Origin of the sequence: Streptomyces sp. NBC_01716, from assembly GCF_036248275.1 — a bacterium.
In the GTDB taxonomy this organism is placed as follows: Bacteria; Actinomycetota; Actinomycetes; order Streptomycetales; family Streptomycetaceae; genus Streptomyces.
On sequence record NZ_CP109181.1, the window covers coordinates 5,357,420 to 5,380,069 of the forward strand.

A 22,650-nucleotide genomic window follows, 5' to 3' on the forward strand; every position below is an offset into this window, starting at 1 on the left:
TTCCTCGGGTGACCGAAGAACCTGCCGTCGCCCCCGGCCGTATCGTCCTGCTCACCGCCAGCCACCGGGTCGCGCCCGGCCTGCTGTCCTGGCCCGCCTGGCAGACGCTGCGCGAGGCCGACCAGGTCCTGTGCGGCGACCCCGGACACCCCCAGCTGCCGTATCTGCGCGAGGCCGGCGTCACCGTCGCTCTCGCCGCGCCCACTGCCCAGGAACTGGTCGATGCCTGCGCCGGCGGCCGTACGGTCGTGGTCCTGCCCTCCGGCGAGGGCGACCAGACCCTCACCGACGGCCTCTCCCGCCTCGCGGGCTCCGGCCGCGTCCAGATGCCCGACCTGGAACTGCTCCCCGGCTCGTACGACCTCCCGGGCGCCCGCCTCCTCGACCTCGTCCAGGTCATGGACCGCATCCGCGCCGAATGCCCCTGGTCCTCGACACGGACGCACGAGGGCCTGGCCAAGTACGCCATCGAGGAGTCGTACGAACTGGTCGAGGCGATCGAGAGCGGCGACCGCGGCGAACTGCGCGAGGAACTGGGCGACGTGCTGCTCCAGGTGGTCTTCCACGCCCGCATCGCGGAGGAGGAGGACGAACCGTTCTCCATCGACGACGTGGCGGCGACGATCGTCGAGAAGCTGATCCACCGCCACCCGCATGTCTTCGGCGACGAGAAGGCGGGGACCCCGGAGGACGTGAAGGAGCACTGGCTCCGTACGAAGGCGGCGGAAAAACAACGCGACTCGATCACCTCGGGCGTCCCCCTGGCCCAACCGGCCCTGGCCCTGGCGGCCAAACTCTCCTCCCGAGTGGCCGCGTCCCCCCTGGAGGTCCCGCTCCCCCAGACGGAGGGCATCGGCTACGAACTCCTGACCCTGGCGTCCCGCTCGGAAGCGTCAGGCACCGACCCGGAGGCCGCCTTGCGGGCGGCGGCCCGCGTGTACAGGGACGCGATCTTGGCGGCGGAATTGGAGGGACGGAGCTCAGAGGGGTAGCCGCCAGCTGGGTCCGTCCGGGGCTCCGAGCCAGACGGTCTGTGCCTCGTCGGTGATGGTCATACCGAAGGCGCTCTGCTCGGGCGCCCCCGCCGCCTGCCAGGTCAGCAGCGCCGTCTCGACCTGGTCCCACAAGCGCAACGGTCCGTTCTGGTGGACCGACCATCCGTCGCGGTTGGACTCCGTCCACGCCTGCGACCCGGTCGCCACGTCCGCGAGGACAACGCCTGTGCGCGAGGTCCACAATTCGGCTGAGGGCGCCGCGAGTTGGGCCACGAAGTGGCCGGTCCAGTCATCCAGGAGGCCGGGGGCGACGCGACTCGTACGGACATCTCCGGGAAGCCGGTGGAACGTCGGGCGCGGCGGGCGCTCGTGGGGTCGGGCGAGCATGTAGGAGATCTGGTCTCCCAGGAAACGGCCGGTGGCGACGCCAGCGCTGTCGAGGGTGAGGCGGATCAAGCCGGAGGCCATCATCCAGCCGTTGAGGGTGGTGGTGATGCTCCCGCCGGCCCGGACCTGCCACAGCCAGGCGCGGGGGATGTGCCGTACGGAACAGGTGGCGACCACGGCGTCGTACTCGGCCCCGTCGCTGTATCCCTCAAGGCCGTCGCCGGTGACGAGGGTCGGCTCGTATCCGGCGGTACGCAGGTGGGCCGCGGCTCGCTCGGCGACACCGGTGTCGTACTCGACCGAGGTCACGTTGGTGTCACCCAGCCGGTGACAGAGGACCGCGGTGGAGTACCCGGTGCCCGTCCCCACCTCAAGCACCCTGTCCCCCTCACGGACGCCCGCCACATCAAGCGTGCGCACGACGAGGGAGGGAAGCGTGGCGGACGACGTGGGCCGCCCGGCCAACGGCCCCGGGGCATCGGCGGCGTCAATGCCCTCCACCTGTGTCACCCAGGTGATGTCGGAGTGGGCGAGCCGCCGCCACTCCTCCTCACCGACGTCCGCGCGGTGCACGGGCTCCCATCTGGACCCATTCATCCGGTAGACGTCGTTACCGAGAAAGACCTCACGGGGCACGTCCTCCACGGCGGCCCGCCACGCGGGATCGGTCAGCGATCCGCTCTCCGCGATCCGGTCGGCGAGGGACCGGAAGGAGCCTCGCGGTGTCTCATGAGCGTTCATAACGCCCTCCCGCGCACCGAAGTCGGTCGGCAAGGGCGACGGTGATCCGTTCCGTGATGGGATCGCGCCCGACGACGCCGACGCCACCGTGGCCATGAAGGCCGAACGCACCGCGGTCGCGCTGCGCCCGGCCAACCGAATCATGGTGGTCCTCGGCGAACAAGCACTCCGTACTCGCAGAGGCACCCCTTCCGACCACGCTGATCAGCTTGCTCACCTCCTGTCACTGATGCGCCTGCCGTTCGTGTCCGTCGGCATCATCCCGGCCGATGTCCAGCGGCGGGCCATCGGCACGATCGGGTTCTGGATCTTCGACCACAACGCGGTCGCACTGGAAACGCCGACCGCCGCCATCAAAGTCACCAGGCCTCAGGAGATAGGGCTCTACCTGGCGATGTTCGACCAACTGCAATCCGAAGCCGTCTACGGGCACGCCGCACGTCAACTTGTGGCCTCGGTACTTGCGAGCCTGTAGGGCTGCCCGAGGTTTTGAGCCGATACTCATTCCGCTCAACTACGAAGGCCACGCCGTCTGAGACGGTGAGCAACGGAGGCGTGCGATGCCGTCGAACGTGCCGAGCTTCGGTGAACTGCTTGGTCAATGCCGCACGTCCGCAGTGCACTTAGAGCTACGTGACTCGTACGCTCCCACGGAACGGTTCGACGCGTGGCGCCGTGGCGAGCGTGTCGACTGGGCCGACCGGCAGTCGTGGTGGCACCCGTACGACCAGTTGATCGCCGACACCGTGGCCCGAGGCGTCACGATCCGCCGGGCCCGGATCGTCTCCGAACCGGTGAGCGAGTACATCCGGTGGGAGCACTACGTGACACACGCCAACGTGACTGCCGGTGAGCAAGTGCGCTGGCTGCCCCGCAGGTTGGCCAACGGGATCGCTCTCCCGGCGAACGACTTCTGGGCGTTCGACGGCACCTTGCTCCGGGTGCACCACTTCTCGGGGGACGGTGCTGTGGTCGAGGACGAGATCACCGAAGACCCGGCGACGGTCGCTCTCTGTGTCGCGGCATTCGACACGGTGTGGGAACGGGCCGTCCCGCATGAGGGCTACAAGATCTGACCGGTGGCGCCGGCGATCAGGCCGCGTACGCCTCGGTGTGCGGGTCTGTGTCTGGGGCCGTGAGCCAGACGAGACGGGCGGACAGGTCCTCGGCTCGGCCGAAGTACCGTACGACGTTTTCGGCGGCGGCGAGCTGCCAACGCCGGTGTCCCTCCACCGAGATGACCTCGGCGGCGCCGTCCGCATGCGCGAGTCCCCACGCGACGACGACAGCGTCGGCGTCCTCCGTACCGACGCGGTACTCCTCCACGACGGCGAAGAGGCGTGGCGCGGTGTCACGCACGAGTTCGTACACCTCCCGCGCGAAGTCGAACGGCTCCGGGGCAGGGCAGTGCGGCGATACGGTCGTCATGGATTTCCCCTGTCGGCGAGAGGGTGACGCCTGCCCGGCTGGTGTGGTTGGGCATGGCGAGTAAGGCGCCGTGAGGCGCGGCCAGTTGAAGTGGCGTGCTTCACACCGTAGCCCAGGCGCTACTATCCATGAAGCTGAAAACTCAGATACATCAGAACGGGTGAGGGAGAGTCATGGTCCGGAAGAGCCTCCCGTCCATGCGTCAGCGGCGTCTCGGCACCGAACTGCGCAGGCTGCGTGAACAGGTGGACCTGTCCGTTACGAAGGCCGCCACGCTCCTCGGTTCCTCCCAGCCACAGATCAGCAGCGTCGAAACCGGCCGCTTCGCGGTAAGCGCGGACCGGGTGCGGTCCATGGCCCGGAGCTACACATGCTCGGATGACGCTCTGGTCGAGGCGCTTGCGGAGATGACCGGCGGACGGACGCGCGGCTGGTGGGACGAGTACCGGGAGATGCTGCCTCCGGACTCACTTGATCTGGCAGAGCTGGAGCACCACGCCACCACCATGCGCACGGCATCGGTGATCCATCTGCCGGGACTACTTCAGACCCGGGCGCACGCCCACGCCGTTATCAGCGACGACGTCCCCGCGCTCACCCCACCCGAGGTCGAGCATCGCGTCTCCTACCGGATCAAGCGGCAGGCGGTGCTGTACAGAGAGAGTCCGGCACCGCTGACGGCGATCATCCACGAGGCGGCCCTGCGTATGGGTTTCGGCGGACAGGAGACGGCCCGTGCGCAGCTGCACCATCTCCTCGACATGAGCGAGCGGGAACACATCACCGTTCTGGTGATCCCGTTCGGCGCCGGCACGTTTCCCAGTTCCGGCCAGAACATCCACTACATGGGCGGAACGGTCCCGGCTCTGGACACGGTTCAGCTCGACACGGATCACGGTGCCGGTTTCCTCGATGCCCAGCCACAGTTGGCGAAATACCGGACGGTTCTCGACCGTATGGAGAGCTGTAGCCTCACATCAGCGGAGTCGCGGGATCTGATCCGCCGAGTCGCAGGAGACACCTGAGAAGGGGTACGTACGTGTCCGCCCTCCAGTGGCAGAAGTCCTCGTTCAGCGCCAACGCCAACAGTTGCGTCCACATCGCCGCAGCCGACGACGGCTCCATCAAGCTCCACGAGAGCGACGACCCCGACGTCATCGTCACCACCACCCCCGAAAAGCTCCGCGCCTTCATCCTCGGCGTCAAGGCGGGCGAGTTCGACCACTTCGCGGACACGGGCGCCGACACCACAACGCCGTAGCGATCGGGCACGGCTCCAGGAGTGGTCCGGACGCGGACGGGGCGGTATGAACGACGGGGTGCTGGGCTGGCGGCGGGGTGAGGGTGTCGCGCTCGGCGACTGGCTGCGCCGGACGGTGCGGCGGTTCGAGGTGGGGCCCGGAGAGTTCCGCGTCCAGCGCGCCGGTCCTGAGCGGTTCGTTGGTGGAGCCGGCAACGGGAATCCGGTCGAGCGGGACATCGAGAGCGCGTACGCCGACTCAGCCGAGGCGGTGGTCTCCTGGCTCCTGGACAACGACGTGAGCGCGGTGGACTGGGTGTTGCGGGCGCCCGGCTCGTGGTCGCTGAGGGGCACGGCCGACGGGCGGTCCGACATCGCCTGGATGAAGGTGTTCATGCCGTCCGGCGCGGCCTGGCCCCTGCCCGCCCGCCCGCGTGACACCCACGAGGCGCACCACCTGCTCACCGTGCTCGCCGCGCTCCTCGACCTGGAGCCGCCCCGTCCCGCGCCCGCCGCACCGGAGCGGTTTCCCCAACCGGTCGTGGTGGAGGGGGTGCTGGACGCCTCGCGCTACCGGGTCACCGTCGCCGGGGTGGGTGAGCGACGGCTGTACCTGCTCGGCGAGACTCCGCAGGTGGTCGAGCGGCTGGCCGCCGTACTGCTCGCGCCGGAGGAGGCCACAGTGCTGCCGCTGCGCGTGCTCGGTGATCTGGTCCATCTGGGCGAGGCGCTGGCGATCGACCGAGGGTACGTACCGGGGAGCGACCGCCCCGCCGCGCCGAGCCCGGACGTGCCGCTGCCGGCCGGCGCCCGCGTCACCGTATACCAAACGGTCGGCCGGGCACCGGCGTTCAGGGTCGAGGCGGGCGGACTGCGCGCCGACGCCGACCACCCGGCGCTCTCGCTGTACGAGAGGATCGGACTGCTGCTGTGCCCGCAGCTCTACCTGCCCGGGACTCCGCCCGAACTGGCGTGGTGGCTCCCCCGGTTGGAGAAGGGAGTGTTCGGCCGAGCCGGTATCTGGACGGTGAGCGGCGGGTGCGACTGGCGGCCACCACGGCACCGTGGAGTCGCCATGGTGGTCCGCGCACTGGGGGAACAGCATGTCGGCGGCCGGGCGTTCGTGGCACACGCGTCGGCCGGTACGCTCACGGTGCGCGGCCTGACGCTGGGCGGCGAGCCGGTGGAGCTGACGGGGAGAACGAGAGCGCGGGGCGGCGCGGACAGCCCGGACCGCTGAGCCTGGCCCGTACGCGCGGGGCCCGCCCCGGTTGCGTACGGTCGTCGCATGCAGAACCAGCCGCCCGCCGACGCCGCTCCCGAACTCTTCACCTGGGAGTTCGCCACCGATCCCTACCCCGCCTACGCCTGGCTCCGTGAGCACGCGCCCGTGCGGTGGACGCGGCTGCCCAGTGGGGTCGACGCGTGGCTGGTGACGCGGTACGCGGATGCCAAGAAGGCTCTGGCCGATGCCCGGCTGTCCAAGAATCCCGTGCATCACGCCGAGTCGCCGCACGCCAAGGGGAAGACCGGGATCCCGGGGGAGCGAGGTGCGGAGTTGATGACGCATCTGCTGAACATCGATCCGCCCGATCACACCCGTCTGCGGCGGCTGGTTTCGCAGGCGTTCACTCCCCGGCGCGTGGCCGAATTCGCACCCCGGGTGCAGGAGTTGACCGACGGGCTGATCGACTCATTCGCCTCGAAGGGGGAGGCCGACCTGATCCACGACTTCGCCTTCCCGCTCCCCATCTACGCGATCTGCGATCTGCTCGGCGTCCCGCGCGAGGACCAGGACGACTTCCGCGACTGGGCCGGGATGATGATCCGGCACGGCGGCGGGCCACGGGGCGGGGTCGCGCGGTCCGTCAAGAAGATGCGCGGGTATCTCGCCGAGCTCATCCACCGTAAGCGGGACGACAGCGGAGACGACCTGATCTCCGGCTTGATCCGGGCCGGCGACGACGGCGAGCACCTTACCGAGAACGAGGCCGCCGCGATGGCGTTCATCCTTCTCTTCGCCGGGTTCGAGACAACCGTGAACCTGGTCGGAAATGGCCTGTACGCGTTGCTTCGCAACCCCGATCAGCGCGAGCGCCTTCAACGCTCCCTCCACGCAGGCGAGAAGGAACTCCTCGCGACCGGCGTCGAGGAACTGCTCCGCTACGACGGACCGGTGGAGCTCGCCACCTGGCGCTACGCCACCGAGCCCGTCGAACTCGGCGGGCAGCGCGTCGCGGTGGGCGACCCTGTCCTCGTCGTACTCGCCGCCGCCGACCGGGACCCTGCGCGGTTCGCCGACCCGGACCGGCTCGATCTGGCGCGGAGTGACAACAAACACCTCGGATACGGCCACGGCATCCACTACTGCCTCGGCGCGCCCCTCGCCCGGCTTGAGGGACAGACCGCGCTCGCCACCCTTCTGACCCGCCTGCCCGACTTGCGGCTAGCGGTCGAACCGTCCGATTTGAGGTGGCGTGGGGGGCTCATCATGCGTGGACTGCGTACGCTCCCGGTGCAGTTCACAGCGGTGGGTGACTGACGGATCGTCAACACTGTGACTTTCACGTGATCTACGCTGCATCGACTTGTGACAGACGTTCGAGTACGGCTACGTTCACGATCGTCCCGGCAGTCACATGCCGGGGTTCACGTCCCAGCAGTCTCACGGAAGGCAACCGCATGCGCTCCGGGAACGGCCGGCACCGTCGGCCCCGTCAGGCCCCCGCCCTTGTCGTCGCGGCAGGGGTGACAGGCTCGGCGATCGCCATCCCGCTGCTCGGCGCGACCGGCGCCAGTGCGGCGGACGCCTCGACCTGGGACCGCGTCGCCGAGTGCGAGAGCGGCGGCATGTGGAGCGCCGACCTCGGCAACGGCTACTACGGCGGCCTCCAGATCTCCCAGGAGACCTGGGCCGACTTCGGCGGTACGGCGTACGCCCCCACCGCCGACCAGGCCAGCCGCACCCAGCAGATAGCCGTCGCCGAGAAGATCCTCGAAGCGCAGGGGCCGAGCGCGTGGCCGACCTGCGCGCTGGTCACCGGGCTCACGGCGGAGCCGGGTACGGACGCGGGCGCCGACGGTGAAGCGGACAAGGCTCAGGGCAACGGGTCCTCCGGAGAGTCCACCCAGCAGCAGGAGACCTCCCCGGAGCCCGAGCCGAGCGAGACGGCCGAGCTGCCTCCCGCTCCCGAGTCGACCCCGTCGTCCGGGCAGTTCGGCCGCGACTCCGCGTCCGAGGCCGAGGAGCAGGGTGCCGAGCCGAGTTCGGAGCCCAGCACCGCCGACGCGGGGAAGGGCAAGCACCGCGGCGAGGCGGCCCCCGAGGCGGGCAAGCCTGCCGGGGAAGCCGAAGCCGGCGAGGAAGGCAAGACGGACGAAGAGCGCGAAAGTGGCCGTCATGCCTCACGGGGTGACAGTTCGACACGCGCCGACGACGTCGCGGACGGCTCGTACACCGTCCGCGCGGGCGACAATCTGTGGGCCATCGCCGACGAGGCGAAGGTGGAGGGCGGCTGGGCCGCGCTCTACCAGGCGAACCGCGAGGTCGTGGGCTCCGACGCGGACCTCATCCTGCCGGGCCAGAAGCTCGATCTGACCGCGAATCAGGGGTAGTTAAGCGGGCTATGTCCGCATCTGAGCAAGTGAGACAAGCGTCTCTTCGCCCCAACTGATGCGGTCTGCCCGGCAACTCGCCCCCTTTCCGTTCCGACCTGCGTAAACAGAGGTTTCCTCGGGGCGGGATGGGCGAATCATCCCGGATGTTCCTTCTTTGAACATCCGGGATGTCTGTGTTTACGGTCTGAACCGCTCGCACCGCGGGCACCGTCGACCGTCACGCCGAGTCCTGCCGTCGGTCGGGGGGAGTACTCGTCGCTTCACGCGCCGAAGGCAGGAGCGGGGGACCCAGGTAAGTGCCGGCCAGTACGGCCGGCTCGGGGTGCAGCCGTGTGCGAGGGGACGTGCAGACGTTCCCGGGTCGCACGGCCGGGCAACTCACTTGGCCCGAACCCGACAGCTCACCTCGCAGGCGTCGGTGAGGAGATCTCGCATGCTGTTTTCCAGCGCGTCCGGCAAGGGCAAGCACCGTCGTCCCTCCAGGACCGTTCGTTACGCCACGCTCGCCGGCATCACCGGTGCCGCCGTCGCGGTCCCGCTGATCGGCGCCACCGCCGCCTCCGCGGCCACCACCTCCGAGTGGGACGCCGTCGCCCAGTGCGAGTCCGGCGGCAACTGGTCGATCAACACCGGCAACGGCTACTTCGGCGGGCTCCAGTTCTCCGCCTCCACCTGGGCCGCGTACGGCGGCACCGCGTTCGCGTCCAGCGCCGACCAGGCCTCGAAGTCCCAGCAGATACAGATCGCCGAGAAGGTCCTGGCGGGCCAGGGCAAGGGTGCCTGGCCGAGCTGTGGCGTGGGCCTGTCCAACGCGTCGAACGACGCGGGCTCGGCCGGCTCCGGCTCCGGCGACTCCGGCCAGCAGCAGGCCGCCCCCGAGCAGACCGAGCAGCCCCCCCAGGCCGCCCCGAAGAAGCAGTCCGCCCCGCGCGCGACACAGGAGCAGCCCGCCTCGCGCACCGAGACGCGCGGCCCGGTCAAGAAGGGCGACGGCGAGTACAAGGTCAAGCCCGGCGACTCGCTCTCCAAGATCGCCGAGACCAAGAAGGTCGAAGGCGGCTGGAAGAAGCTCTTCAAGCTCAACAAGGACATCGTCGAGGACGCCGACGTGATCTTCCCGGGTCAGCAGCTCCACCTGAGCTGACCCTTTCCCCCCTGAACCCCGGCCCGGCGCGCCTCACTCCCCCCGGACGCGCCGGGCCGGGGGCTTCGGACGGTCTCCGGCCCGGGGCTTCGGAAGGGCTCGGCCCAACCTCTGGACATTCGTGCCTGAACGGGCATCGCGGACTCTTTTCGTCCCAGCGGGCGGGCATCTGCCGACCGCCGACCGGGAGCCGGTTAGGCTCATGCCGCAAGGCCAACGCAAGGCCGACGAGGCCCGGCACCCATGAGGCCCTGCACTCCACGCGTCACATCCCAGAAGGAGATGCTCGTGCCGTCCATCGACGTCGTCGTAGCCCGGGAAATCCTTGACTCCCGAGGCAACCCAACGGTCGAGGTCGAGGTCGGCCTCGACGACGGCAGCACCGGCCGTGCTGCTGTCCCCTCCGGTGCGTCCACCGGTGCGTTCGAGGCCCTTGAGCTCCGCGACGGTGACCAGAACCGCTACCAGGGCAAGGGCGTCGAGAAGGCCGTCCTCGCCGTCATCGAGCAGATCGGCCCGGAGCTCGTCGGCTACGACGCCACCGAGCAGCGCCTGATCGACCAGGCGATGTTCGACCTGGACGCCACCCCCGACAAGTCCTCGCTCGGCGCCAACGCCATCCTCGGTGTCTCCCTGGCCGTGGCGCACGCCGCCTCCGAGGCCTCGGACCTGCCGCTGTTCCGCTACCTCGGCGGCCCGAACGCGCACCTGCTGCCCGTTCCGATGATGAACATCCTCAACGGCGGGTCGCACGCCGACTCCAACGTGGACATCCAGGAGTTCATGATCGCGCCGATCGGCGCCGAGTCGTTCTCCGAGGCCCTGCGCTGGGGCGCCGAGGTCTACCACACGCTGAAGAAGGTCCTGAAGGAGAAGGGGCTCTCCACGGGCCTCGGCGACGAGGGCGGCTTCGCGCCGAACCTGGAGTCCAACCGCGCCGCGCTCGACCTCATCCTCGTGGCCATCAAGGAAGCCGGCTACGCCCCGGGCAAGGACATCGCGCTCGCGCTCGACGTCGCGGCCTCGGAGTTCTACAAGGACGGCTCCTACGAGTTCGAGGGCAAGTCCCGCTCGGCCGCCGAGATGACCGAGTACTACGAGGAGCTCGTCGCCTCGTACCCGCTGGTCTCCATCGAGGACCCGCTCTTCGAGGACGACTGGGCCGGCTGGAAGGTCCTCAACGACAAGCTGGGCTCCAAGGTCCAGATCGTCGGCGACGACCTCTTCGTCACCAACCCCGAGCGCCTGGCCCGTGGCATCGAGGAGGGCTCGGCCAACGCCCTGCTCGTCAAGGTCAACCAGATCGGTTCGCTGACCGAGACCCTGGACGCCGTCGAGCTGGCGCAGCGCAGCGGCTTCAAGTGCATGATGTCGCACCGCTCCGGCGAGACCGAGGACGTCACGATCGCCGACCTCGCCGTCGCCACCAACTGCGGCCAGATCAAGACCGGCGCCCCGGCCCGCTCCGAGCGCGTCGCCAAGTACAACCAGCTGCTGCGCATCGAGGAGATCCTCGACGACGCGGCGGTGTACGCGGGCCGCAGCGCGTTCCCGCGTTTCAAGGACTGACCCCCGGGACCACCGGCCACCGGTCCGCCCGTCCTACGGCCGTCCCCGGCCACGGTCCCGTACCGTGTCCGGGGACGTACGCGCGTACAGAGGCAGTACGGCAGTACAGAGGAACGGGGTCCGCCGGGCCTCTGAGGGAGGCGGGACCATGGCCGCGAACCGGGACCGGTTCTCCACCGCGACCAAGATCAGGATTCTGGGCGAGCAGACCGCCGCCCGTGTCTACCGCTCGCAGACCCGCAGGCAGGCCCGCCGTTCCCGGCTCACCGGACGCGCCGCGTTCCTGGTGCTCGTGGTCTGCTCGCTGATCGTGGCGCTCGCCTATCCGATGCGGCAGTACGTGTCCCAGCGCGGCGAGATCGCGGAGCAGGAACAGCTGGCGCGCGAGGCCGCGAAGCGGGTCGAGGAGCTGCGGGACGAGAGGGCCCGCCTCCAGGACGACGCGTACGTCCAGCGGCTGGCGCGCGAGCATCTGCATTACGTGATGCCGGGGGAGACCGGCTACATCATGGCCGGCCCCCGGGCGGCCGAGGAGCACCGACCCGACCAGGGCGCGGGCGACCGGCCCTGGTACTCCAACCTCATGGACGGCGTCGACAAGGCGGACCGGACGGACCGGTAGCGGCCCGGCCGCACAGACGGACATCGGCCGACAGGTATCGGCCGACAAGCATCGGCCCGCGACAGACACCGACGGACAGACAGACATCAAGGAAACTGACGCAGGTATGCAAACGCCCCCTCCGCAGACCGAACGCACCGAACCCACCGAGGCGGACGTCGACGCGTTCAGGCAGCAGCTCGGCCGGCCCCCGCGCGGTCTGCGCGCCATCGCGCACCGCTGCCCCTGCGGTCAGCCCGACGTGGTGGAGACCGCCCCGCGGCTGCCGGACGGCACTCCGTTCCCGACGCTCTACTACCTGACCTGCCCGCGCGCGGCCTCGGCCATCGGCACGCTGGAGGCGAACGGTGTCATGAAGGAGATGACCGAACGCCTCGCCACCGACCCGGAGTTGGCCGCCGCGTACCGCAAGGCGCACGAGGACTACATCGCGCGCCGCGACGCCGTCGAGGTACTGGCGGGCTTCCCGAGCGCGGGCGGAATGCCGGACCGGGTGAAGTGTCTGCACGTGCTGGTCGGCCATTCGCTCGCGGCGGGCCCGGGGGTGAACCCGCTGGGGGACGAGGCGCTGGCGATGCTGCCCGAGTGGTGGCGCAAGGGCCCCTGTGTGATCCCGTTCACAAACGACGACCGCAGCCGGCCGGCCGCCGGGGCGGCCACCGAGGGGGACACCCGATGACCAGGGTCGCGGCCGTCGACTGCGGTACGAACTCCATCCGCCTCCTGGTCGCCGACGCCGACCCCGCCACCGGCGAACTCACCGACCTCGACCGCCGGATGACGATCGTGCGCCTCGGCCAGGACGTCGACCGGACGGGCCGGCTCGCCCCCGAGGCGCTGGAGCGCACCTTCGCGGCCTGCCGCGAGTACGCGGAGATCATCAAGAGCCACGGCGTGGACCGGATCCGCTTCGTGGCCACCTCCGCCTCCCGCGACGCCGAGAACCGCGACGACTTCGTACGCGGCGTCCTCGACATCCTCGGAGTCGAACCCGAAGTGATCACCGGCGACCAGGAGGCGGAGTTCTCCTTCACGGGCGCCACCAAGGAACTGACCGGCCGCACCGACCTGCGCCGCCCCTACCTGGTCGTGGACATCGGCGGCGGCTCCACCGAGTTCGTCGTCGGGACCGACGGGGTCACGGCCGCGCGGTCGGTGGACATCGGCTGCGTACGGATGACGGAGCGGCACCGCCCGAGCAGCCCGGCGACCCTCGGCGAGATCACGGCCATACGCGGCGACATCGACGCCGCCCTCGACTTGGTCGAGGAGAGCGTCCCGCTGGCCGAAGCCCGTACGCTCGTCGGCCTCGCCGGGTCCGTCACCACGGTCGCGGCGATCGCGCTCGGCCTGACCGAGTACGACTGGCGGGCCATCCACCATTCCCGGATCTCCTTCGAGCGGGTCCAGGAGATCACCGGCATGCTGCTGTCGGCCACGCACGACGAGCGCGCGGCGATTCCCGTGATGCATCCCGGACGGGTCGACGTGATCGCGGCGGGCGCGCTGATCCTGCTCACGATCATGAAAAGGACCGGCGCGGAGGAGGTCGTCGTGAGCGAACACGACATCCTCGACGGCATCGCGTGGTCGCTCGCCTGAGCGGGTGACCGGGCCCGGGGCCGGACGTCCGGGCCCCCCTTTACGGAGGTCTTACGGGGCTTCTGCAGCCCCTCTCGCGGCCACCCCGGAACGAAGTTCGTGAAGTTCTTCACAAGAGAAACCGCCGAGTTGGGCGCACATCACTCTCCGGGGAGACCCGACCCCCTCCCGACCCCCCTGTACGGGCGGTCAACGGGCCGTTCCGGCGGCATTGCGGGGGTGTGAACCACCCACCGGTCGGTCACTCGGAAACATCCCAAGGGCCAGCTCAGAAGGGGTGCGGGACGTCCCGCGAGACCGTGTGGGTCCGCTTCGGGCGGATGATGTCGATCATGAGGGTCGCGCAGTGTAGCAGAGATGGGGAAGGTGCTTGTGAAGGGGCTCACGAGCACCCCCTCCCAGGCAGGTGGATACTCGATGGCATGAGCACCACGGAGCGTCCCAGGATCCTTGTTGTAGGCGGAGGGTACGTAGGCCTGTACGCGGCTCGTCGCATTCTGAAGAAGATGCGCTACGGGGAGGCGACGGTCACGGTTGTCGACCCCCGCTCGTACATGACGTACCAGCCCTTCCTCCCCGAAGCCGCCGCCGGAAACATCTCGCCCCGGCACGTCGTCGTACCGCTGCGCCGCGTGCTGCCCAAGGCCGAGGTGCTCACCGGCCGGGTCACCACCATTGACCAGGACCGCAAGGTCGCCACCGTCTCGCCGCTCGTCGGTGAGGCCTACGAGCTTCCCTTCGACTATCTGATCGTCGCGCTCGGCGCCGTCTCCCGTACCTTCCCGATCCCCGGCCTCGCCGAGCAGGGCATCGGTATGAAGGGCATCGAGGAGGCGATCGGTCTCCGTAACCACGTGCTCGAACAGCTCGACAAGGCCGACTCCACGACCGACGAGGAAGTCCGCCGCAAGGCGCTGACCTTCGTCTTCGTCGGCGGTGGCTTCGCCGGCGCCGAGACCGTCGGTGAGGTCGAGGACCTGGCGCGCGACGCCGCGAAGTACTACACGAGCGTCAAGCGCGAGGACATGCGCTTCCTGCTGGTCGACGTCGCCGACAAGATCCTTCCCGAGGTCGGCCCGAAGCTGGGCAAGTGGGGCAAGGAGCACCTGGAGAGCCGGGGCGTCGAGATCTACCTCAAGACCGGTATGGACTCCTGCGTCGACGGCCACGTCGTGCTCGGCAACGGCCTTGAGGTCGACTCCAACACCATCGTGTGGACCGCCGGCGTCAAGCCCAACCCGGCGCTCGCCCGCTACGGTCTGCCGCTCGGCCCGCGCGGTCATGTCGACACCGACGCCAAGCTCCAGGTGCGGGGCACCAACCACATCTGGGCCGCCGGCGACAACGCCCAGGTCCCGGACCTGGCCGCCCGCCGGGCCGGTGTCGAGAACGCCTGGTGCCCGCCCAACGCCCAGCACGCGCTGCGTCAGTCGAAGGTCCTCGGCGACAACGTGATCTCCGGCCTGCGGGGCTTCCCGCAGAAGGAGTACAGCCACGCCAACAAGGGCGCGGTCGCCGGTCTCGGCATGCACAAGGGCGTCGCGATGGTCGTCATCGGCAAGATGAAGATCAAGTTCCGTGGCCGGCTGGCCTGGTACATGCACCGTGGTTACCACGGCATGGCGATGCCGACCTGGAACCGTAAGATCCGCGTCTTCGCCGACTGGACGCTCTCGGCGTTCCTCAAGCGCGAGGTGGTCTCCCTCGGTGCGATGGAGACGCCGCGCGAGGAGTTCTACGAGGCGGCCAAGCCCGCCCCGACGCGTCAGGCCGTCGCCCCGAAGCCGGAGTCCGGCCCGGAGCGTGCGCCGGGCTCGACCCCGGAGCCGGGGGCCACGAAGGCCAAGGCCGGCACCAGCGCCAAGGCCTCCTGACGACCGTGCGCCGGGGCGCGTAGCCGCCCGTAACGAGCCGAAAGGGCCGCCCGCCATCCGTGGTGCGGGCGGCCCTTTCGTGTGCGCCCGGCGTCGAAGGTGGGTACGACAAGGCACGCAAGGGTGCGCACCGGCAGATTTAGTCACAAAGTACATGGCAGGTGCAGCTATTTTTGCCCGCCCATTGCGTGCTGTCGGGACTGCAACTCCCTCCCGGCGGTGTTTACGTATCTGTTGAGCATTTCTGGGATCCACCATCACGGAGGTGTGTGCCATGGCAGACGCCGCACTGCGGCTGACCACTCTTGCCGAGGAACTTCTGGGAGCCCCGCTCCCCGTACGTATCCGCGCCTGGGACGGCAGCGAGTCGGGTCCGCCCGGCGCGCCGACCCTCGTCGTCCGGCACCGCCGGGCCCTGCGCCGACTGCTCTGGAAGCCGGGCGAGCTGGGCCTCGCCCGCGCCTGGGTGGCCGGTGAGATCGACGTCGACGGCGATCTGTACGCCGTCCTCGACCGGATCGCCGGGCTCCTCTGGGAGCGCGGCGCCGAGGCCAAGGACGCGGTGCACCCGCTGCGCGACCCGCGGATGCGCGCAGCGGGCAAGCGCCTGCTGGAGATCGCCGGCCCCTGGCCGCCGCCCCCGCCGCCGCTCGAGGAGGTACGGCGCAGAAGCGGCGCGCTGCACACCAAGCGCCGGGACAGGGCCGCGATCAGCCACCACTACGACGTGGGCAACGACTTCTACGAGCTGGTCCTCGGACCGTCCATGGTCTACTCCTGCGCGTACTTCGCGCAGCCGGACTCCCCGCTGGAGGACGCGCAGCGCGACAAGGTCGACCTCGTCTGCCGCAAGCTCGGGCTCAAGAAGGGCGAGCGGCTGCTCGACGTCGGCTGCGGCTGGGGATCGATGGCCATCCACGCGGCGCGCGAGTACGGCGCCCAGGTCACCGGCGTCACGCTCTCCCGCGAGCAGGCCGCGTTCGCGCGCAAGCGCATCGCGGGCGAAGGCCTCACCGACCGGATCGAGATCCGGGTCCAGGACTACCGGGACGTCAGGGACGGCCCGTACGACGCCATCTCGTCGATCGGCATGGCCGAGCACGTCGGGTCGGTGCGTTTCCGTGAGTACGCCGACGACCTCTACGCCCTCCTCAAGCCGGGCGGGCGGCTGCTCAACCACCAGATCGGACGCCGTCCCGAGAAGGACGAATCCACGTACCGGATCGACGACTTCATCGACGCGTACGTCTTCCCCGACGGTGAACTGGCCCCGCTCTCCCGCACCGTGGGCACGCTGGAGGAGGCGGGCTTCGAGGCCAGGGACGTCGAATCCCTGCGCGAGCACTACGCGCTGACGCTCCGTCAGTGGGTGCGGAACCTGGAGCGGCACTGGCCCGAGGCGGTACGGGCCACCTCACCCGGCCGTGCCCGCGTCTGGCGCCTCTACATGGCCGCGTCGGCGCTGTCGTTCGAGCACAACAGGATCGGCGTCAACCAGATCCTGGCGGTGAAGCCCGCCGGGTCGGGCGCATCGGGTCTCGCGCTGCGTACCCGCGACTGGCGCTGACACGAGTCAGGGCGCAGTCGCGGCGGAACGCTCCCCGCGCGCCAGGGCGGGCCCCAGGGCCGCCGGGCGCGCTTCAGCCGTGTCCGTACGGCGAAGGGCCCCGCACACCCAGGGGGGTGCGGGGCCCTTGAGCCAGGTGCGCCGGAGGCGCCCGGACTCACTCCGTCTTGATCGCCGTCAGCATGTTGAGCTTCGCCGCGCTGCGCGCCGGCCAGAGCGCCGCCAGCACACCCACCAGGCCCGCGAGCACCAGGAAGATCCCGATCCGCTCCCACGGCAGGACCAGCGCGTAACCCGGGATCGACGAGCGGATCGTCTCGCCGATCGCCCAGGCCAGGAACGTACCGAGCCCGACACCGATCACCGCGCCGAAGACCGAGATCACCACGGCCTCCAGCCGGATCATGCGCTTGACCCTGCGGCGGTCCAGGCCGATCGCCCGCAGCATGCCGATCTCCTGCTGACGCTCGAAGACGGACATCGCGAGGGTGTTGACGACACCGAGCACCGCGATGATCAGGGCCATGGCCAGCAGCCCGTACATGATGTTCAGCGCGGTGTTGATCATGCCGCCGAACATGTTCCTGATGTCCTGACGGTCGTTGACGCTGATCGCCGGGTTGTCGCCCAGCGCGTCCACCAGGGCCTGTTCGTTGGCCTCGGACATGCCGCCGTCCATCGTCACGTACACCTCGGGCGTGTGCGGCCTCACCTCGTGCGGCCCGAGCAGATCCGTGGAGATCAGGACCGGGGAGGTGAACTCGTTCTGCTCGTAGGTCGCGCCGATCTTCAGCCGCGCCTTCTTGTCGTCCTGGTACTCCACCGTGACGGTGTCGCCGGTCTTCCAGCCGCGCGACTTCGCGGTCTTCGAGTCCACCGCGATCGCGTCACCGCTCAGCGTGTCCAGCGAACCCGTCTCCGTCTTCAGGGCGAGGACCTTCGTGATGTCGCCGGGCGTGACACCCGATGCCGAGGTGTCCTTGTCGTCGATCAACAGGTAGGAGGCACGCTGCGGGGAGACCGCGCTGACGCCCGGCGCCTTCTCCAGCGCCGTGACCGCCGACTCGTCGAGACCGCGGCCGCTGGCCATCGTGACCATGTAGTCGGCCTTGATGTTGTCCGTGGTCATCTTGTCGATGGCCTGGCCGAGCGTGACGCCGACGGTGGTGAGGCCGGTGACCAGGGTGAGGCCGATGGCGAGCGCGGACGCGGTGGCGCCCGTACGGCGCGGGTTGCGCACCGAGTTCAGCCCGGCCAGCTTGCCCGCGACGCCGAACAGCCCCTTCAGCAGCGGCTGTACGAGCGCGATGACCGGGCGCGACAGCAGCGGGATCAGCACGATGATCCCGACGAGCGCGAAGAAGGCACCGGCGCCGATGAGCAGCTTGCCGTCCTTCCCGACCCCTGCGCCGGCGATGATGCCCGCCGCGCCGATGAGGGTGAGCACGGCGCCGATGGAGTTGCGCAGGACCAGCGACTTCATGGTGGCCACGGCGTGCACGCTGCTCATGGCGGCGACCGGCGGGATCTTCGCGGCGCGGCGGGACGGCAGCCAGGCGGCGATCAGGGTGATCACCACGCCGACACCGAAGGCCGCGGCGACGGCGACCGGGCTGATCACCAGCGGTCCCGCGGGCACCTTCGCGCCGAACGAGCCCATGGCGGAACGCAGTCCGACGGCGAGACCGATACCCAGGACGAAGCCGATCGCGGAGGCGACGACGCCCACGACCAGCGCCTCGGCCATCACCGAGCGCTTGACCTGGCGGCGCGAGGCACCGACGGCGCGCAGCAGCGCCAGCTCCTTGGTGCGCTGGGCGACCAGCATGGTGAAGGTGTTGGAGATCAGGAAGATCCCGACGAAGAGCGCGATGGCCGCGAACGCGAGCAGCATCTGGTTGATGCCGCTGAGCTGGCTCTCGATCTGCTCCGCCTGCTCGTCGGCGAGTTGCGCGCCGGTCTGGGCGTCGGCGTCCTCGGGCAGCATCGGCTCGACCTTGCCGAGGATCTCCTTCTCGGAGGCGCCGGGCGATGCGGTGACGGTCGCGTCCCGGAAGAAGCCCGGCTCCAGGTACAGCTTCTGCGCGACGGCGGTCTCGAACAGCACCAGGCTGCCGCCCGCGTTGACGGCGCCGTCCTCGGTGGTGAAGACACCGGAGAGGGTGTACTCCTTCACCGGCCCGCTGGTGGCGACCCGTACGCGGTCGCCGACCTTGTACTCACCCCTGGACGCGGTGGACTTGTCGAGCGCGATCTGGGCGGCCTCGGTGGGGCCCGCGCCGTCGGTGAAGTCGTACGCGGCGTCCTTGCCGTTCCCGGCGGGGGAGAAGTTGGTGCCGGTGTTGGACCAGCCGTTGCCGATGAGCTTGCCGTCCGGGTCGGCCACGCCGGCGAAGCCGTCGACCCGGCCGGTGACGGTCTCCACGCCGTCGATGGCGGCGATCCGGTCGAGGGTCTTCGGGCTGAGTCCGGGCTCCGGCTTCTTCCCGTCGGGTCCGGACTCGCCGGACTCGTAGGTGGAGACGGCGACGGCCACGTCCTTGTAGCTCTTGGCCGACTGTTTGTTGAAGGCGTTGCCGAGGGTGTCGGTGAAGACCAGGGTGCCGGAGACGAAGGCCACGCCGAGCATCACGGCGAGCACGGTCATCAGCAGCCGGGCCTTGTGCGCGAGCACGGTGCGCAGGGCGGTACGGAACATGGTGGGAGTCCAGACGAAGTGGGCAGGGCGAGGGGACGGCGCGACCGGAGGCGTCGCGGGGACGGACCGGGGCCGGAGGGCGGCGGGGCGGGACGACGTGCCGGGAGGTGCCGGCCGGGCGGGAGAGGAGGGCGTCAGGGGCGCAGGGCGGCGGAGGTCAGCTCCGGCGGCCCTTGGCGTCGAAGGCCTTCATCCGGTCGAGCACACCGTCGGCGGAGGGGTGCGGCATCTCGTCGACGATCCGGCCGTCCGCGAGGAAGATCACCCGGTCGGAGTAGGAGGCGGCCACCGGGTCGTGCGTGACCATGACGACCGTCTGGCCCAGCTCCCGTACGGAGTTGCGCATGAAGCCCAGCACCTCGGCGCCGGCCCGGGAGTCGAGGTTTCCGGTCGGCTCGTCACCGAAGATGATCTCGGGGCGGGAGGCCAGGGCACGTGCCACGGCCACCCGCTGCTGCTGGCCGCCGGAGAGCGCGGTGGGACGGTGGTGGAGCCGGTCCTTGAGACCGATCATCGAGATCACGTTGTCGAGCCACTGCTTGTCGGGCTTACGGCCCGCGATGTCCATGGGAAGCGTGATGTTCTCCAGGGCCGTCAGTGTCGGCAGCAGGTTGAACGCCTGGAAGATGAAGCCGATCTTGTCGCGGCGGAGCTGGGTGAGCTGCTTGTCCTTGAGGCTGCCCAGCTCGGTGTCGCCGATGCGCACCGAGCCGCTGGTGAAGCTGTCCAGCCCGGCCACGCAGTGCATCAGGGTCGACTTGCCGGACCCGGACGGGCCCATGATCGCGGTGAACTCGCCCTTCCGGAAGTCGACGGTCACCTGGTCGAGGGCGACCACCTGTGTCTCGCCATGCCCGTAGACCTTGGACAAGTCGGAGGCGTGAGCGGCCACGGCGCTGGCGCGGTGGAGGAGAGGCATGGTCGTCACGGGCGGGGCTCCTAGCGGGGAGTGTCTGGCGGATTGACTTCATCCTCTCCGCCGTGAGGGATCAGGTCGTCACCCCGCATGCCCGTTCCTGGGGCCATCTCGGGTCGGACCGGAAGGCCGCTCCGTCCTCCTCCGGTATGACGTCGACCCTGACTCAGGTACACCCGTCACCGTCCGGTCATACCTTCGACGCCTGTGTGCAATCCGTGTGCGGGGAGTGGCGAATAGTAGACAGAGAGCGGCGACTTTCCGTCATATCGCAAGGTCCGTATCAAGACCTTCGTCCTGCTTCCGGCATGTGCCGATGGCGTGTTACCAGGGCTGACACTCCCTCAGGTGCCAATAAAATCAGACAAGATCGGCTGAGTACTCGGCCGTCCGAGGGGTCCTCCCGGATAGGCTCGTGAGCCAACGCGGAGCCGCGTACGCCCGGATGGTGGAATGCAGACACGGCGAGCTTAAACCTCGCTGCCCCAATTGGGGCGTACCGGTTCAAGTCCGGTTCCGGGCACACACTCTGAAAGTGTGCTGACCTGCGAAGATCGATTTACCTCCAGCTTTTTGCCTCTGAGGCACATTATTGCTGAAACGTGCCTGCGGATCACCCCCGGCGGCCAACTTGTAGAAGAAATAGCGTTCTTGACGAATAGTCAGCTCAGAAACGCGGTGAATCCGCAGCTCAGAGCCCGTGATCATCTTGTCGAGTGCGCGTCAATCACCAGATTCGGGGTCGCCGGGACGGTGTCGCCGAAGGGTCCGCGCGACGCCGTCGTCGGAGCCCCCGGACGGTCGAGGAACCGCCAGTGGGCGGCGGCCCGGGGCGCCCTGGCGGCCAGGGGCCGGAACCCGTCGCGTCACGATCGAGGAAAGATCCTCCCTGGGCACTAGGGTGTTCCTTTTGCTCCCCCATTACTCTTGTGCCAAGGCCGCGCACGGTGGCCGCCATGGAGGAGTGAGATGAGGAGCAGCAACCCGGTCTTCTCGCGACGGGGCTTCAGTCGCGACAACGGCCAAGCGGGCTTCAACGCGGCGCCGCAGGCCGGGGGCCCCGTCGTAGGCACGCAGAACCCGTACGCGACCAACCCGTACGCCGCCAACCCCTACGCCCCGCAGACGGACGGTCAGTACGGCGGCCCCCAGGCCCCCGCCCGCGCCGGGGTCATGACGATCGACGACGTGGTGACGCGCACCGCGTCCACGCTCGGCACGGTCGTCCTCACGGCCGTCCTGGCCTGGGTCCTGCTCCCGGTCGACGAGAGCAACCTCGGCAAGTCGTACGGCATCGCCATCGGCGCGGCCCTCGTGGCCCTGGTGCTCGCGCTGGTCCAGTCGTTCAAGCGCACGCCGGTTCCCGCGCTGATCCTGGGTTACGCCGCGTTCGAGGGCGTCTTCCTCGGCGTGATCAGCAGCACGGTGAGCACGTACCTCTCGCCGGGCGTCGTCGTCCAGGCCGTGATGGGCACGATGGCGGTCTTCGCCGGTGTGCTGTTCGCGTACAAGATGCGCTGGATCCGCGTCACGCGCCGCTTCTACGGCTTCGTGATGGCCGCCGCGATGGGCTTCGTGCTCCTCATGGTCGCCAACCTGCTGTTCAGTGTCTTCGGCGGCGGTGACGGCCTCGGCTTCCGCAGCGGCGGCCTCGGCATCCTCTTCGGTGTCATCGGCATCATCCTCGGCGCGTGCTTCCTGGCGCTCGACTTCAAGCAGGTCGAGGACGGCGTCACGTACGGCGCGCCGCGCGAGGAGTCCTGGATGGCGGCCTTCGGCCTCACCATGACGCTGGTCTGGATCTACCTGGAGATGCTGCGGCTCTTCTCGATCCTGAGCGGCAACGACTAGTAGCGGTCGCAAGGCATGACGAAGGGGTCCATGGGCGAATGCCCGTGGACCCCTTCGTCATGCCGATGGGTACCGGCCCGGTGTGGTCGGCGTGGTCGGCCCGGAGGTGTCAGCCCAGACGGCGGGCGGCCCGCCTCAGGTCGTGCTCGTGGATGATCGCCTTGGCGTGCCCGTACGCGAGGTCGTGCTCGCCGCGGAGCCAGGCGACCTTCTCGTCGAAGCGCACGAGCGCGGGACCTTCGTCGACCGCGCGGAGCCAGTCGGAGATCTCGCGACCGGTGCACTGCGGGATACGGGACAACAGGTTGCGATGGGTCTCTTCGGAGAAAACAAGGGACATCGGCGCCTCCGGAGGCAGCTTCGCGCGTACTGGTCCTTCACGCCACCGTGCCTGAGCG

Annotated in this window: 21 protein-coding genes, 1 tRNA gene and 1 riboswitch; of the genes, 17 read left to right on the forward strand and 5 right to left on the reverse strand. The window is 69.4% G+C overall.

Annotated features, from left to right (window positions below; translation table 11 throughout):
- The first annotated feature begins 8 nt into the window (after positions 1-8).
- Entirely contained in the window at positions 9-992 is a 984-nt protein-coding gene (locus tag OIE74_RS23660; protein ID WP_329386851.1) for a nucleoside triphosphate pyrophosphohydrolase, read from the forward strand.
- Here the strand turns inward: OIE74_RS23660 and tgmC are convergent.
- Positions 981-2,123: an ATP-grasp peptide maturase system methyltransferase gene (gene tgmC / locus OIE74_RS23665; protein WP_329386853.1), complete on the reverse strand. Its 1,143-nt coding sequence runs from the start codon at positions 2,121-2,123 to the stop codon at positions 981-983. The two genes, OIE74_RS23660 and tgmC, sit on opposite strands and share 12 nt — an antisense overlap.
- Before the next feature lie 61 nt (positions 2,124-2,184).
- Here tgmC and OIE74_RS23670 point away from each other — a divergent pair, with 61 nt between their 5' ends.
- Together OIE74_RS23670 and OIE74_RS23675 are read left to right on the forward strand one after the other, a co-directional pair.
- On the forward strand, positions 2,185-2,598 hold the full coding sequence (locus OIE74_RS23670; protein WP_329392406.1) for a Scr1 family TA system antitoxin-like transcriptional regulator: 414 nt from the start codon (positions 2,185-2,187) through the stop codon (positions 2,596-2,598).
- An 85-nt stretch (positions 2,599-2,683) separates the two neighbouring features.
- Positions 2,684-3,199, forward strand: coding sequence for a DUF6879 family protein (locus tag OIE74_RS23675; RefSeq protein WP_329386855.1), 516 nt, complete (start codon positions 2,684-2,686; stop codon positions 3,197-3,199).
- 16 nt (positions 3,200-3,215) lie between these two features.
- Here the strand turns inward: OIE74_RS23675 and OIE74_RS23680 are convergent, their stop codons facing one another.
- Complete coding sequence (locus OIE74_RS23680; RefSeq protein ID WP_329386857.1) at positions 3,216-3,551, reverse strand: hypothetical protein; 336 nt, start codon at positions 3,549-3,551, stop codon at positions 3,216-3,218.
- Between the two features lie 197 nt (positions 3,552-3,748).
- Between OIE74_RS23680 and OIE74_RS23685 the strand changes: the two genes are divergently transcribed.
- The 12 genes from OIE74_RS23685 (at position 3,749) to OIE74_RS23740 (ending at position 16,787) form a co-directional block, all read left to right on the forward strand.
- On the forward strand, positions 3,749-4,576 hold the full coding sequence (locus OIE74_RS23685; protein ID WP_443076207.1) for a helix-turn-helix domain-containing protein: 828 nt from the start codon (positions 3,749-3,751) through the stop codon (positions 4,574-4,576).
- Between the two features lie 14 nt (positions 4,577-4,590).
- The gene (locus OIE74_RS23690) at positions 4,591-4,812 is read left to right on the forward strand and encodes a DUF397 domain-containing protein (protein WP_329386861.1); all 222 of its coding nucleotides are present in this window, start codon (positions 4,591-4,593) and stop codon (positions 4,810-4,812) included.
- Positions 4,813-4,858: 46 nt separating this feature from the next.
- A complete protein-coding gene (locus OIE74_RS23695) occupies positions 4,859-6,031 on the forward strand; it encodes a hypothetical protein (RefSeq protein WP_329386862.1) in 1,173 nt (390 codons plus the stop codon).
- Between the two features lie 48 nt (positions 6,032-6,079).
- Positions 6,080-7,333, forward strand: a complete 1,254-nt coding sequence (locus OIE74_RS23700) for a cytochrome P450 family protein (protein ID WP_329386864.1) — start codon at positions 6,080-6,082, stop codon at positions 7,331-7,333.
- Positions 7,334-7,473: 140 nt separating this feature from the next.
- Entirely contained in the window at positions 7,474-8,406 is a 933-nt protein-coding gene (locus OIE74_RS23705) for a transglycosylase family protein (RefSeq protein ID WP_329386866.1), read from the forward strand.
- A gap of 258 nt (positions 8,407-8,664) precedes the next feature.
- Positions 8,665-8,839: riboswitch (cyclic di-AMP (ydaO/yuaA leader) on the forward strand.
- Between the two features lie 3 nt (positions 8,840-8,842).
- On the forward strand, positions 8,843-9,553 hold the full coding sequence (locus OIE74_RS23710) for a transglycosylase family protein (RefSeq protein ID WP_329386868.1): 711 nt from the start codon (positions 8,843-8,845) through the stop codon (positions 9,551-9,553).
- A 282-nt stretch (positions 9,554-9,835) separates the two neighbouring features.
- A complete protein-coding gene (gene eno / locus OIE74_RS23715; protein WP_189109532.1) occupies positions 9,836-11,122 on the forward strand; it encodes a phosphopyruvate hydratase in 1,287 nt (428 codons plus the stop codon).
- Between the two features lie 148 nt (positions 11,123-11,270).
- Complete coding sequence (locus tag OIE74_RS23720) at positions 11,271-11,744, forward strand: FtsB family cell division protein (protein ID WP_329386871.1); 474 nt, start codon at positions 11,271-11,273, stop codon at positions 11,742-11,744.
- Positions 11,745-11,850: 106 nt separating this feature from the next.
- Entirely contained in the window at positions 11,851-12,423 is a 573-nt protein-coding gene (locus OIE74_RS23725; protein ID WP_329386873.1) for a DUF501 domain-containing protein, read from the forward strand.
- Positions 12,420-13,346 (forward strand): Ppx/GppA phosphatase family protein, encoded by a 927-nt coding sequence (locus OIE74_RS23730; RefSeq protein WP_329386875.1) that lies wholly within the window; start codon positions 12,420-12,422, stop codon positions 13,344-13,346. Before OIE74_RS23725 ends, OIE74_RS23730 begins: the two co-directional genes overlap by 4 nt.
- 422 nt (positions 13,347-13,768) lie before the next feature.
- Positions 13,769-15,220, forward strand: a complete 1,452-nt coding sequence (locus OIE74_RS23735) for an NAD(P)/FAD-dependent oxidoreductase (RefSeq protein WP_329386877.1) — start codon at positions 13,769-13,771, stop codon at positions 15,218-15,220.
- A gap of 274 nt (positions 15,221-15,494) precedes the next feature.
- Entirely contained in the window at positions 15,495-16,787 is a 1,293-nt protein-coding gene (locus tag OIE74_RS23740; protein WP_329386879.1) for a cyclopropane-fatty-acyl-phospholipid synthase family protein, read from the forward strand.
- A 157-nt stretch (positions 16,788-16,944) separates the two neighbouring features.
- Here OIE74_RS23740 and OIE74_RS23745 read toward each other — a convergent pair whose 3' ends face one another.
- Positions 16,945-19,485 carry an ABC transporter permease gene (locus OIE74_RS23745; protein ID WP_329386881.1) on the reverse strand — a complete coding sequence of 847 codons (2,541 nt, stop codon included), beginning with the start codon at positions 19,483-19,485 and terminating at the stop codon, positions 16,945-16,947.
- Positions 19,486-19,642: 157 nt separating this feature from the next.
- Entirely contained in the window at positions 19,643-20,404 is a 762-nt protein-coding gene (locus OIE74_RS23750; protein WP_443076378.1) for an ABC transporter ATP-binding protein, read from the reverse strand.
- Positions 20,405-20,840: 436 nt separating this feature from the next.
- Between OIE74_RS23750 and OIE74_RS23755 the strand changes: the two genes are divergently transcribed.
- A tRNA-Leu gene (locus OIE74_RS23755) sits at positions 20,841-20,924 on the forward strand.
- Between the two features lie 446 nt (positions 20,925-21,370).
- On the forward strand, positions 21,371-22,252 hold the full coding sequence (locus tag OIE74_RS23760) for a Bax inhibitor-1/YccA family protein (RefSeq protein ID WP_329386885.1): 882 nt from the start codon (positions 21,371-21,373) through the stop codon (positions 22,250-22,252).
- Between the two features lie 109 nt (positions 22,253-22,361).
- Here the strand turns inward: OIE74_RS23760 and OIE74_RS23765 are convergent, their stop codons facing one another.
- A complete protein-coding gene (locus OIE74_RS23765) occupies positions 22,362-22,592 on the reverse strand; it encodes a DUF4287 domain-containing protein (protein WP_189109524.1) in 231 nt (76 codons plus the stop codon).
- Between the last annotated feature and the right edge of the window lie 58 nt (positions 22,593-22,650).

Bases quoted from the DNA above. Each gene is read 5' to 3' on its own strand.
- tgmC (WP_329386853.1), bottom strand. From the start codon at position 2,123: ATGAACGCTCATGAGACACCGCGAGGCTCCTTCCGGTCCCTCGCCGAC.
- OIE74_RS23675 (WP_329386855.1), top strand. From the start codon at position 2,684: ATGCCGTCGAACGTGCCGAGCTTCGGTGAACTGCTTGGTCAATGCCGC.
- OIE74_RS23680 (WP_329386857.1), bottom strand. From the start codon at position 3,551: ATGACGACCGTATCGCCGCACTGCCCTGCCCCGGAGCCGTTCGACTTC.
- OIE74_RS23685 (WP_443076207.1), top strand. From the start codon at position 3,749: ATGCGTCAGCGGCGTCTCGGCACCGAACTGCGCAGGCTGCGTGAACAG.
- OIE74_RS23695 (WP_329386862.1), top strand. From the start codon at position 4,859: ATGAACGACGGGGTGCTGGGCTGGCGGCGGGGTGAGGGTGTCGCGCTC.
- OIE74_RS23700 (WP_329386864.1), top strand. From the start codon at position 6,080: ATGCAGAACCAGCCGCCCGCCGACGCCGCTCCCGAACTCTTCACCTGG.
- OIE74_RS23705 (WP_329386866.1), top strand. From the start codon at position 7,474: ATGCGCTCCGGGAACGGCCGGCACCGTCGGCCCCGTCAGGCCCCCGCC.
- OIE74_RS23710 (WP_329386868.1), top strand. From the start codon at position 8,843: ATGCTGTTTTCCAGCGCGTCCGGCAAGGGCAAGCACCGTCGTCCCTCC.
- eno (WP_189109532.1), top strand. From the start codon at position 9,836: ATGCTCGTGCCGTCCATCGACGTCGTCGTAGCCCGGGAAATCCTTGAC.
- OIE74_RS23720 (WP_329386871.1), top strand. From the start codon at position 11,271: ATGGCCGCGAACCGGGACCGGTTCTCCACCGCGACCAAGATCAGGATT.
- OIE74_RS23725 (WP_329386873.1), top strand. From the start codon at position 11,851: ATGCAAACGCCCCCTCCGCAGACCGAACGCACCGAACCCACCGAGGCG.
- OIE74_RS23730 (WP_329386875.1), top strand. From the start codon at position 12,420: ATGACCAGGGTCGCGGCCGTCGACTGCGGTACGAACTCCATCCGCCTC.
- OIE74_RS23735 (WP_329386877.1), top strand. From the start codon at position 13,769: ATGAGCACCACGGAGCGTCCCAGGATCCTTGTTGTAGGCGGAGGGTAC.
- OIE74_RS23740 (WP_329386879.1), top strand. From the start codon at position 15,495: ATGGCAGACGCCGCACTGCGGCTGACCACTCTTGCCGAGGAACTTCTG.
- OIE74_RS23745 (WP_329386881.1), bottom strand. From the start codon at position 19,485: ATGTTCCGTACCGCCCTGCGCACCGTGCTCGCGCACAAGGCCCGGCTG.
- OIE74_RS23750 (WP_443076378.1), bottom strand. From the start codon at position 20,404: ATGCCTCTCCTCCACCGCGCCAGCGCCGTGGCCGCTCACGCCTCCGAC.
- OIE74_RS23760 (WP_329386885.1), top strand. From the start codon at position 21,371: ATGAGGAGCAGCAACCCGGTCTTCTCGCGACGGGGCTTCAGTCGCGAC.
- OIE74_RS23765 (WP_189109524.1), bottom strand. From the start codon at position 22,592: ATGTCCCTTGTTTTCTCCGAAGAGACCCATCGCAACCTGTTGTCCCGT.